Raw genomic sequence first — 11,350 nt, 5'->3', positions numbered from 1 at the left:
CTATTCTCCAACAAATACCCATTCACTCATCAAAACTGAATCCGTCGAACACATTAAGTGAAATTAGGAAAAAACTAACGAGGAAGATATTCGGCAAATATACGCGGTTTTAGAGCAGCGTTTACAAATGTAATGTTTGAACATTTGGTAGCGGTTTACGGCTCTCTGAAGCGAGGCCATTTCAACCATGACCTTCTTTATGGGGCGGAGTTTGTTGGGGAGGACTTCCTTTTTGACTTCACCCTGTATGACTTAGGGGCATTCCCTGCTATCAAGCGCGGTGAATCTGATGGCGTTATTGTAGAGATCTACAGAGTCAACACTCAACAGCTTCACCGACTTGATCAGTTAGAAGGGTTCAATGCAGAAGAACCACACAAAAGCTTCTATCTTCGTGTTGAGGTTGAATCATCTTATGGTGATGTTTGGGTGTATGAGTTCAACAGAGAAGTCGAGCCTCATAAAGTGATTGTGTCCGGTAATTGGTGCCCTCAAGTGTAGGGCAACAGCACCAGACAAGTCAGAAAAGAGATTAGCTCTTTAAGTAGTTGCAGACGGTGGCTTTAGATAGCCCGAAGTGTTCAGCTGTCAAAGCTAGGGAAGCTTTGTTAGCCTCCCTCCATTTTTTAACTTCTTCAGCGTTTGCTTTCTGTTTTCTACCAAACTTAACGCCAGAAGATTTTGCTTTCTTAATGCCAGATAGCTGGCGCTCCTTAATATTAGACCTTTCTAGTTCTGCTACGGCTGATAGCATGGTTAGCATGGCTTTACCAATAGGAGTAGATAGATCGAACCCTTCACGCTTAGAGATAACACTAACACCTTTAGCTTTTAGAGCCTCAACAGTGTTGAGAATATCGATGGTGTTCCGTCCAAGACGATCAACAGCGGCAACAACTAGAGTGTCTCCCTCTCGAAGGTAGTCGAAGCAAGCTTTGAATCCTTCTCGCTCTAGAGCGTTAACAGCTCCTGATACTCCATTATCAGAAAAACTCTTATCAACTTGGTAAGTGTCTAAGAGAGCTTGCTCCTGAGCATCGACAGATTGTTCTTTCGTGCTAACTCGTGTGTAAATGATCGTTGCCATGGCTGATGCCCCTAAATCTGTCTAATAACGTGTCTATTAAGTATAGCCTGTCTAATAAGTATTTATCAACAGTTGTTAGACAGTAATTTCATGGCATTGATGAGTGTCTAGAAAAGTGTACTTTTTTAGATAGATGAAAATGTTGATGATTGCTAGAGCAGCAGCTGATTTAGATGATGTGGTTTCTATGCCAGAAGTGGACAACACCTTATATCGATGATAATAGTTCTTAACTATCTATGGCTGTTTGCTACAAATGCTATCAACGTCAATTACTTCAAGGTTTGTACCACTCATGTTTTCACCAAGATTTCGTTTTTCAGAATGGTCTAGCAACCAAGTCCCCTCAGTAGCTGCTGGTGTTTACCTCATATGGAAAGGAGAGGAGCTAATCTACTGTGGCATGTCTGGCCGTGAGATCGAGAAGAATACCCACAAAAGGAAGTTTGGCCTTATTACTAGATTGAACAGTCATGCATCAGGAAGATTGAGTGGTGATCAGTTCTGTGTCTATGTGGCAAACCGATTGGTGATACCAACCTTGCAGCAAGATGATCTTCAGAGCTTTGCCAGTGGTGAGCTAACACTTGATAGACTTACTAAGCAGTTCATACATCACCACCTTGAGTATCAATACACTGTTGTAGATAGTAGCTCAGAAGCATATGCCCTTGAAGTTCTAGCCAGATCAGGTGAACTAGTGAATCAGAAGCCGTTGCTCAATCCTCGCTAGTCATTAGATGAGATTACAAAACGGGACACTTTTAGGTACAATTGGTCTTCAAAATCAACATATCTTTCAATGTTGTTACTTAGATAACGGTCAGTGATTATTTGTAAATGGTTGTTTCATAGGGTTATATGCTTATGGACAGAGTTCGATCCCCGAAAGTGGGATAGTTCCCCCTAGACTCCACCAATCACTTGTTTCACCACTTCCCACAACATCCCCAATCCCCTGTAAACACTGGCCTTCAGTCCTATTATCTATCCCTAAGGATCCCATGATTTTGGTTTCGATGGGTTTTTCAATTGCTTCAGATCCTGATTTTTCTTCTGGGTATATTGAAGATGACCCGTCTTTCATTGCATTGGATAGACATCATTCCAGTAAAAACTTACCGATGTTTATAAGCTCCTGTTCAGTGAAAAATGGTTTTGTGGAAAGCATTGATCCTACTTTAGAGTAGCCAACAATTCGGTTGACTTCATCAGCAACGCTTTCACTTTTGATTACCAGCTTACTAACACTTTTAGGAATGTCTTCTCTATGAAGAATACAGTTGTTGGAGACTGTGCAAAGGGCATCCTACTTACCTTTGTAACTTCTTTTACAGTTGAGGTAACTGGTGTGTTCACGAGGTTGCAATAGGCTTTGTTAAGAGTGTGATAATATCATGCGTTGTAATTCGATATGTGCTGAACATGGGTATGCATAGAAAAACCATCACCTTGACTGAGCAGCAGGATGACTGGGTAAAAACTCAGATTGAAAGCGGTCACTTTGGTAATGATAGTGAGTATATTCGTGATCTCATTCGAAGAGATCAGCAGGCGAAGGAGCGCCTTTCTTCACTCAGGCAAGCGCTCTCTGATGGTGAGTTAAGCGGTAAACCGAAGCCATTAGATATATCCTCCATCAAAGCAGCTGGTCGTAAACTGAAGAAGGCAGCCAATTAGTACTGAGTCTAAGTATCACGCCCAAAGCTGAGTCTGATCTGACGGATGTTTGGCTTTACACCAGCGATATGTGTGGTGCAGATCAAGCTGATCATTACTTGGATCAGTTTGCTGTAGGTATGAATCAGCTTATCACTTATCACTTATCACTTATCACTTATCACTTATCCATTGCTTGGTGTTGATTACACTTATGTGCTTTCCGGGTACCGAAGATTGCAGGTCGAGCATCATTCAGTTTACTATCGAGTGTTAGCGTCAGAAGTACTTGTTGTTCGTGTTTTACACGCCGAGATGGATGCCCCCAAACGGGTTTTGGACTACTAACAATAATTGTCAGAAGTACTACTTTATGAGTCAGCCGAAAATAGTCAATTATCTGAGTGGCTACAGTCCAGAGGTTCAGCAGCAGGCGCTGGCGTTATTAGACAGCAATCAATCTGGCACTTGGTTGCAGAATAAATATCCTCAACTACATGATTTGGTGTCAGAAAAAGCCTTGTATGACTATGCCCAAGGTATCAAAAATCAATATATGCGTAGCTCACCACCGATCAGTAAGGTGGTATACGATGATAAAATTCATATTATTAATAATGCGTTAGGCCTTCACACCTATGTATCTCGGGTGCAGGGAGCTAAATTAAAGAAGAAAAATGAGATTCGTATTTCTTCTTTGTTTCGTAAAGTTCCAGCGCCATTTTTACGCATGATTCTGGTTCATGAACTCGCTCATTTACGGGAAAAAGAGCATGATAAAGCGTTTTACAAGCTCTGTTGCTACATGGAACCTGAGTATCATCAACTTGAATTTGATCTTCGCTTGTACCTTTGTCATCGGGATCGATACGGGGATTTATGGGCTAGGTTAACTGATTGATAGGCGATATTCGCTCGCATATCTCCGATCTATTATCGAACCTTCGGCAAATCACTTCAGCACCTGGTCACGTGGTGTAGCAGGGTGATAAGTTTTCACGTTTCATCTGCCAGCTTTGCGAGATGCCATCCCGCTTATCGAATCTAACGGATATTTGGCTTTACACCTGTGATATGTGGGGAGCAGATCAAGCTGATCATTACGTTCACGGAGTTAACCACGTTAGCTGTCCATTTTCGATTTTAGCCCGGCGATGTCCTTCACGACTCAAACTTAACCAGTCAATTGATTGAATATTGAAGTTGATGATACACAACTGGTTCTTATCTTCACAAAGCCGTCCATCTTCTTTTATCGGACTGCTTGGCGCTTGAAGGCTAAGGTAGTCTTGTGCACCCGCTGTATCACGCACGTGTTGCCATACTCGCAAGGCTCTTTCTGGATCGTGGCAAGTGTTGGCAATGGCTTGTATGCGAAGTTGCCAGTTAAGCTTTGAGCACCAAAACACTAAAGAGACGTTTGGGTGTTGAGTCATTTGCAAGATCTTAGGACTTCGCTTGTCGGTATAGATCGCCAATTGTTGTTCAACAGGGTCGACCTCTCTTAAAACCACTGTACGAGCATCGGGCAAGCCATCACAAGATAGAGAGGCGAGTGTCATTGTTCGCCAACCGTGTTGTCGATTCGAGACAGCACATTGAAGTTCGTGCCATATGATCGATTGGATTCCCTCTAGTTCATTTGAGTATGAGTTCATTATGAAAAATCTCGTTCAATTGAAACCTGATCTCAAAACAGACAATCCTAAGTTACGCGAAATTGTGAGTGGGTACTAAACAAAAGGTTGATAAATGTCTATGAAATCAAGCGTGATAGTCACTCCACCACTCAGGCAACAAAGAAATCACTTCTCGGCAATCGAATCGATCATCGATTAACTAAATGACTCCTTGGTCATCAGGTGTTCGGATTAATCGACCGGCCGCTTGAATAAACTTGCGAATGCCTAGCTACCAATGATTTGTGCCGGGAGCACCTTTAATACGCCCTTCAAGGTTCGGTGTTACCCAGCCACCATAAAAATCACCCGGCTGAGGGATCACTTTAACATCACCGACCCAGGCTTCATCCACTTTGCCAGCGTAAAATGCGATATAGCCTGCGATAGGTGTAAATGTCTGAGTCGGATTTTCATAGGTCCAGGCGGCGCGTGATACTGAACCCTGCTGTGTGATCAGATCAAAATAGCGAGCCACACCTTTCCATTCGCAAAAGGTATTTCCACTGACTGGATTTAGTGTGGCCAGAATATCGTCTACTGGCAGGTAATAGGTGGGGGCATGGTGAGTCTCCATCACGCGATAGGCGCGATCTGATTGAGCGATCAGTTCACCCGCATGGCGAATGATGATTCGCTGTTCTACGAGTTCAAGTGCTGGAGGGCGAGGGTAGTTTTGCACATTTTCGATGGGTAATGACTTCATAAAATACACCTTTCATCGCGCTTAATTATTTACAAATCAATACGGTCAAATGTGCTGATAAGATTGCCAATCAAATCAGGTTACTATTTTTAGTAGAAATCGATAGTTTTCAGATCAATTAAAGCCTCGTGATCACGACCATAAGCAGCGATGGCAACTGATTTGATTGAGGTTGCGTTTAAGCTTTTGCTGATAATGCTACCTTTGGCGCTAAAATGCTTGAGAGGTAGGTGTATTTCTTGCCATTGTTCAGTCACTTCAAAACCTGATTGATAAAATTGCCAAGGTAGAAGCGATCCGCGAGTCTTGAGATGGACAAAGTATTGCTGTTGATTGCCGCGCGCAATTATCCTGATACCTTGTGTATTTTCAGGAAGTGCTGCAACTAGTTCTTGCCGCATTTGGATAAAACCACCACGATTATCAGTGCTGACATTTCCAGCCATTCTGACAAAATGCTCATCCTCTTCCTTGAGATGGCTGATTTGACCCGATGAGATGCCGCCCATGACTTGATCAGTAAAAAAGTGCCAAGCGTTTGTTAAAGCCATGCGGAGTATCCAGTTAGTTGATTTGTTTTATTATTTCAACGAAGTACCATGTCAGGGTAGGGAGTACTTTAATAACAGTCTAGCGTTAACCGCATGTTTTGCTGTTGGAATCTTTCGAATTACGATCTCGTTGTATCCCTGTTTTGAATTTTGCTTTGCAGTTACCGCTCATGCACATTGTACATAAATGTTGGCGGTCTTCGTGTTTGCTACCCTGTGAAATCTCGACTCCACAGCCGTTACAGAAAAGGGTGACAACAGGTCCTTCAAATTTCACAATGGCGTGTTTGTAATTCATAGCACAGTTCGCGAGAAATCCTTTTTTAACAAAGGACGGATAGCTTGTCGGTTACAACCGACCCTTGTCTCGCTTTCCTTTAAGCTTAGCTATCATAGGTTTATATTTGTTTGGTGGTTTCATATTTCTAAACCGTTACCTTGTATACGGTACATGAGTAGGGTCAGACCCTTCAACAAAGTATTCGCAGGCGATCTGAGTATTCCTATAGATACTTATTTAAGGATTATAGGTGGTTGATATGACTCAGTGAAAAAAAAGCCACCAAGACGGTGGCGTGTATCGTAACAATCAATACGTTTTGTTTGCTTTAAGCGTTTTTACCGACTTCACCATGTTGCTAAATTGTCGTTCCTGAGTTCGTTTCTCTTTAAGACTTGCGGAGTTGCGCGCCTGTTCTTCATTTAGTTTCTGATAGTTTGTGAGTCGCCTAGCATCTAACGTCCCTTGAGCAATAGAGTGTTGCACCGCACATCCCGGTTTAGCTAAATACTTACAATTATTAAAGCGACACTGGGTTGCTAATGCGTCAATATCAGCAAATGTATGGCGAATACCATCATCGCAATCAATTAACTGGAGTTCGCGTATGCCGGGTGTATCAGTTGTTGTTGAAAAAAAGTCTGCCATCCCCCAGTCGAAGTAATCTTGAGGATAAGTTCATTTCATTTTCTTCTGCACACAAAGTAAAAATGTTTAGTAGCTCTGTAATAGAGAAGGATTAACCGTATAGGTCGGTCATCAGAGATCCCGGTTCGATAACACCGGGTAAAGGCAGGTTAAATCAAAAAGGTAAACGTTTAATTTAAATCGCTGCCTTAGCCGGGTGGGTGAGAGTTACAACCATTAAGCACTCCTTGATTCAGTTAGAATTTAACAAAATGATTGAAAACGTTCAGTCTGACAAGACTACTATTGCACTGAGTCCATGCTTAGTGGCAAACGAACTTAATTGTTATCTAAACGGCGAATGTTCAACACCGCCGCCGGTTGATCAAAGTCAATGTGGTTTTGGTAAGTGGTTGTTTACAGAACGTAAGGTTTGACTACATGCTCAATCCTACTTTTCTGATATTGACGAACTTCACCAACAGTTACACTCTTTATGGAACGAGTTATTTCATCTTCACGATGAAGGTTTTGAAGATGAAGCCTTAGCTCGTTTGGATGAGCTGTATCATTTACGGGATGAATTGATCAATAAGATGCATGATATGTTGCGTTGCAATCATTGATCTTAAATTGATCAATTGCTATTCGATGCGGCTTAACGATCCCCTAGACCCATCAATCAAACATTCCATCACATCTCATAAAGCCTCCAAGCCCTTAGGTAAGCTATTAATTAAATTGATCAATACCTCTGGTTCTAAGGGGGGTGAAATTAAATATCCCTGTATTTCGGTGGCACCTAGTGCATCGATGTAGTCTCGTTGCCGCTGTGTTTCAACACCTTCGGCAATGGTAGTGAGTCCAAGTCCTTGACAGAGGGATGTTAAGGCTCGAACAATCGCTCTGTCGCTTCTTCCCTGAGTGATATCCTTTACAAAAGCTCGATCAATCTTGAGTGTGTCTAACGGGAAGCGAAGCAAATATTCCAGTGACGAAAAGCCTATGCCAAAATCGTCTATAGCAATCTTGAAACCCAACTTTCTTAACTGTTGCAGCGTTTCTATAGTCTCTTCAGGATTATGCATCGCAAGGCTTTCAGTAATCTCTAACTCTAGTTGATGAGGCTCAATCATCGTTTTAGTAACGATTGCTTGAATCTTACTAGGCAAATTTGCTTGATCGAACTGGACGGGGGATAGATTGACTCCCATCCTCAAAGGGTATCCTTCAGCTGTCCATTGCACTTGTTGACGACAGGCTTCCTCGATAATCCAATCTCCTAATTCACTGATTAACCCCATCTCTTCTAAGATCGGAATAAACCGAAAAGGGGCAACAGACTCACCTTGTGGATGACGCCAACGTAACAATGCTTCAACACCGACTACACGGTCACTACTTAATTCAATTTGCGGCTGATAGACCAAGTAAAACTGCTTTTCGGCAACCGCCACCCTAAGATCAGACTCCATTTTCAAGCGATTTTGCAAGCCCTCATCTTTACGGTCGGTATAAAATCCCAGGGTGACATTGGCAGTCGGTTTTTGCAGTCGTTGGGTGCGATGAGCCATACTAAAGAGTTCACTTGCTAACCCACTATGGTCTGGACCTATGCTAATACCTGCTGTAAAAGTTAGGTAAGTTTCACGATCGCCTAAAACCCATGAGCGATTGAGCTGAGCTAGCCAACTATTTATCTCTGCAGAAATATGCTCATCATCGCTATCATTATCAAGCAGTGTGCGCCATACAAACACTCCGCCATCCATTCGTGCAATTAAGGTATTTGGTAATAGCTCACCGCGAAGTTGAGATACCAGCCTGATCAAAAGTTGGTCGGCAACTTCAACACCATAGGTTTCCGATATTTGCTGAAATCTTACTAACTCTAATACACCAACGACAATCCGTGCGTTTTTGACACTTGCTAACTCTAAACTCTCTTCAAGATCACGCAGGAATAGTTTTCGATTGGGCAGGCCGGTAATGGCATCATGAAATGCAAGGTAGTTCACCTGCTGCTCAAGTCGACGTTGAGAAGTTACGTCCTGTATAGCTCCGACAAAGAGTTTTTGAACTTTATTGATCTGACCAACAATTTTTAAAATACGATCTTGTTTTTGCGCTGGAGATCGCACTTCTAATTCAAACTTAGCTCCAGTTTTTGCTGCATCCTCGAATACATGAATCATACGCTGACGATCATCTGGATGAATAATTTGCATACCGCCTTCAAATGTATTGGGAAGTGTACCAATCCAATGCAATAAATTGTTCGCATCATCTGACCAGCGCATCTGCTGGTTAGTCATATCTATTTCCCAGAAAGCAAGACCCGCAAGGATTCGGGCTGTCTCCTGAAGTCCCGTGATGCGCATCAGTTCTCGTTCACGTGTTGCATCACGAAGTGCGTAACGAATACGTTGATGCAAAAGTGGGAAATTAATCGGCTTAGGGAAAAAGTCGTTAGCACCGGCTTCAAATGCTTGCTCTATTGCGGATAAATCATCATCGGCAGTTAGCATTAAAATAGGCGTTACCATTGTTACTTCGTGTTCTCGAATTATTCGAATGGCATCGTAGCCGTTCAAAACTGGCATATTGGCATCCATCAGAACCAAATCAGGTTGGTTCGATAAAAATTTATCTATGCCATCCTTACCATCTGATGCTTCAATAACAAAAAAATCCAGCTTTGAAAAAAAACTTACGATTTTGAAGCGTTCTATTTTAGCATCATCAACAATCAGTATTTTTGTCATATTTTTAATAATTTAGTTGTATTAATAAGAGTTTAAATCACCTTGCCATTTTTATTTCACCATTTACGTTTAATGCAATACAATTCCGACCATTCTTTTTAGCGGCGTAAAGCGCTTTGTCAGCGGAAATTATAAGATCCTCTTTGTTTCTCATGGCGTTCTCGGTCCTAGATATCCCAGTACTTATCGTTAAATTTATAGTGTGACCTTCAGTATTAATCGTAGATTTTTCAATAGTTTTACGTAAACGCTCTGCTCTTATTAAGGCTTCGCGTATGAGCATGTCAGGACTTATTAATAAAAACTCTTCTCCACCTATACGTGCAATTGTATCTTCACCTCGGGTATTTTTTTTCAATATATCTGCAACAGTTTTTAATACTTCATCACCAACATCGTGCCCAAAATTATCATTTATAGTTTTAAAATGATCTATATCTATAATAAGTAATGAACAGGGCATTTTTTTTCTATGAGTAAGTTTCCAAACCTTTTCAAGTTCATCCATAGCTGCCCTTCGATTAGGTAGCTCTGTCAACTGATCAGTTAATGCCAGAAGCTGTTGTTGTCGATGAGATAACGATAACTCTCTTGCAATACGGCGTAATTCTGTTTGATCGTTACGCCATTGTTCATAGCGTTTAATCATCCGAACTGCAGGTTGCAAACGAGCTTCTAAGTCCCTTGATAAGATATTAACAGTGATAACATCATCTGCACCCGCAAGATATGCTTTAGCCTCAAGCTCAGCGTCTTGTTTATCTAATACAAAAAAAACATAGCTTACATCACATTGTTTGGCACCACGAAGTAGTTCCATCAATTTGTGATCATGTTGAGATATGAAAAAAGTATTAACTTCTCCATTAATTGCTAGCTGAACTGCAGAAGATATTTTTTTACAGTAAACATAATTTATACCCAATTGGTTAAGCAATGTCTTAAATACTGCATGTAAGTTATCGTCCATAACAATGATTGGTTTGAGTAGATCAGTATTTAAGTTGGTATTTATTTCACTAAATGTCGTTTGATCATCACCCTCAACCTTTAGATATTGATAATCTTTTATTCCATCTGCCTTTAACTGAAATATTTCAGACCATTCTATCCACTCATCACGTGAATTATTGAAAATAAGATCAATGGTTTGCTCTTCAATTTTTAGTTCAGTACAGATATTTTGAATGATAGAGTTATCGGTGGATATTTTACCATCAACAGAAATGGCTACTTCAGAAAGACGATAGGCTAAATGTAGTACTAATGAAATTTTGTACGGTCTAGATTGAAGCTCAAAGCCTGATTGCTTTGGCTCCTCGTAGTAACGTGTTGGGTTTGCTAAGGCTGCAGGAACACAAAAGTCTATCATCATCGCCCGTGATAGTTCATTGTGGCAAATCCCGAATAGTTCTTTTTCGACGAGTGTTTGCTCAAGTTCTGGTTTTGAGAGAACATCTGAGTAAGCCTCTGGGTATACTGTGGCCAGCCCAAGAATGCCTATGCGACCAAGAAGACCACAGGCAAATATATCATCCGGGGGGGCTATTTGTGTGGTTTTAGCAAGATTGCGAGAAAGAACTGCCATTAAAAGACATCGCGTCCAATATTTCTGATGATCGAATGCAGGACAGTTAGATATCGTGTCATTACCAATCAGTGAAAAAGCCACCGCAAGTTGCGCAACCGTCTGCATACCCACTCTTACAATAGCTTCAGGAACTGATGCGACAGGTCTTCGTCCAGTCACTGCTGAATTTGCCAGTTTTAAAATATTACCACTCAGTGATGGATCCATTTGAACCAGTTTGGCAATCTGCTGCAGAGTGGTGTTTTCATCTTCGCAGGCTTGCATAATGGCCAGTGCAACGCCGCTTGGCATGGGTAACTGTTCAGCTGATGCTTCAAGTAGTTTTTGAGCAGACGAAGATTGACTTAGATCATTCATCTAACCCTCCTATTATTAGATTTATACACATATTCATAAACATGTATT

The 11,350-nt window shown here is 41.4% G+C and carries 14 protein-coding genes; 5 read left to right on the top strand and 9 right to left on the bottom strand.

The window, feature by feature from the left end; all coding sequences use genetic code 11:
- Positions 1 to 132 precede the first annotated feature (132 nt).
- Positions 133 to 501, top strand: a complete 369-nt coding sequence (locus F7R24_RS14280; RefSeq protein WP_151671938.1) for a gamma-glutamylcyclotransferase family protein — start codon at positions 133 to 135, stop codon at positions 499 to 501.
- Between the two features lie 31 nt (positions 502 to 532).
- On the opposite strand, the gene F7R24_RS14275 is transcribed toward F7R24_RS14280, so the two are convergent.
- The gene (locus F7R24_RS14275) at positions 533 to 1,087 is read right to left on the bottom strand and encodes a recombinase family protein (RefSeq protein ID WP_151671937.1); all 555 of its coding nucleotides are present in this window, start codon (positions 1,085 to 1,087) and stop codon (positions 533 to 535) included.
- Between the two features lie 295 nt (positions 1,088 to 1,382).
- On the opposite strand from F7R24_RS14275, the gene F7R24_RS14270 reads away from it, so the two are divergent.
- From F7R24_RS14270 to F7R24_RS14255, 4 genes are all read left to right on the top strand, one after another.
- The gene (locus F7R24_RS14270; protein ID WP_151671936.1) at positions 1,383 to 1,820 is read left to right on the top strand and encodes a hypothetical protein; all 438 of its coding nucleotides are present in this window, start codon (positions 1,383 to 1,385) and stop codon (positions 1,818 to 1,820) included.
- A gap of 692 nt (positions 1,821 to 2,512) precedes the next feature.
- On the top strand, positions 2,513 to 2,767 hold the full coding sequence (locus F7R24_RS14265; RefSeq protein ID WP_151671935.1) for a type II toxin-antitoxin system ParD family antitoxin: 255 nt from the start codon (positions 2,513 to 2,515) through the stop codon (positions 2,765 to 2,767).
- 195 nt (positions 2,768 to 2,962) lie between these two features.
- Positions 2,963 to 3,094: a type II toxin-antitoxin system RelE/ParE family toxin gene (locus F7R24_RS15030; RefSeq protein ID WP_420812992.1), complete on the top strand. Its 132-nt coding sequence runs from the start codon at positions 2,963 to 2,965 to the stop codon at positions 3,092 to 3,094.
- A 25-nt stretch (positions 3,095 to 3,119) separates the two neighbouring features.
- Positions 3,120 to 3,647 (top strand): YgjP-like metallopeptidase domain-containing protein, encoded by a 528-nt coding sequence (locus tag F7R24_RS14255; protein ID WP_151671934.1) that lies wholly within the window; start codon positions 3,120 to 3,122, stop codon positions 3,645 to 3,647.
- A gap of 67 nt (positions 3,648 to 3,714) precedes the next feature.
- On the opposite strand, the gene F7R24_RS15025 is transcribed toward F7R24_RS14255, so the two are convergent.
- From F7R24_RS15025 to F7R24_RS14215, 8 genes are all read right to left on the bottom strand, one after another.
- A complete protein-coding gene (locus F7R24_RS15025; RefSeq protein WP_151671939.1) occupies positions 3,715 to 3,801 on the bottom strand; it encodes a DUF4113 domain-containing protein in 87 nt (28 codons plus the stop codon).
- A gap of 51 nt (positions 3,802 to 3,852) precedes the next feature.
- A complete protein-coding gene (locus F7R24_RS14245) occupies positions 3,853 to 4,404 on the bottom strand; it encodes a pyridoxamine 5'-phosphate oxidase family protein (RefSeq protein ID WP_151671933.1) in 552 nt (183 codons plus the stop codon).
- Between the two features lie 181 nt (positions 4,405 to 4,585).
- Positions 4,586 to 4,651, bottom strand: a complete 66-nt coding sequence (locus F7R24_RS14955; protein WP_338087116.1) for a helicase C-terminal domain-containing protein — start codon at positions 4,649 to 4,651, stop codon at positions 4,586 to 4,588.
- A gap of 6 nt (positions 4,652 to 4,657) precedes the next feature.
- Positions 4,658 to 5,131 (bottom strand): DUF427 domain-containing protein, encoded by a 474-nt coding sequence (locus F7R24_RS14240; protein ID WP_151671932.1) that lies wholly within the window; start codon positions 5,129 to 5,131, stop codon positions 4,658 to 4,660.
- Positions 5,132 to 5,220: 89 nt separating this feature from the next.
- Positions 5,221 to 5,682 carry a CIA30 family protein gene (locus F7R24_RS14235; protein ID WP_151671931.1) on the bottom strand — a complete coding sequence of 154 codons (462 nt, stop codon included), beginning with the start codon at positions 5,680 to 5,682 and terminating at the stop codon, positions 5,221 to 5,223.
- A 589-nt stretch (positions 5,683 to 6,271) separates the two neighbouring features.
- The gene (locus F7R24_RS14225) at positions 6,272 to 6,610 is read right to left on the bottom strand and encodes a ribosome small subunit-dependent GTPase A (protein WP_206057570.1); all 339 of its coding nucleotides are present in this window, start codon (positions 6,608 to 6,610) and stop codon (positions 6,272 to 6,274) included.
- A gap of 680 nt (positions 6,611 to 7,290) precedes the next feature.
- Positions 7,291 to 9,354 (bottom strand): two-component system response regulator, encoded by a 2,064-nt coding sequence (locus F7R24_RS14220; protein ID WP_151671929.1) that lies wholly within the window; start codon positions 9,352 to 9,354, stop codon positions 7,291 to 7,293.
- Positions 9,355 to 9,391: 37 nt separating this feature from the next.
- Complete coding sequence (locus tag F7R24_RS14215; protein ID WP_151671928.1) at positions 9,392 to 11,302, bottom strand: sensor domain-containing diguanylate cyclase; 1,911 nt, start codon at positions 11,300 to 11,302, stop codon at positions 9,392 to 9,394.
- Between the last annotated feature and the right edge of the window lie 48 nt (positions 11,303 to 11,350).

Source organism: Nitrincola schmidtii, assembly GCF_008973715.1.
GTDB lineage: Bacteria > Pseudomonadota > Gammaproteobacteria > Pseudomonadales > Balneatricaceae > Nitrincola > Nitrincola schmidtii.
The sequence above is the reverse complement of the archived record's forward strand: the minus strand, read 5'-3'. Positions and strand labels throughout refer to the sequence as shown.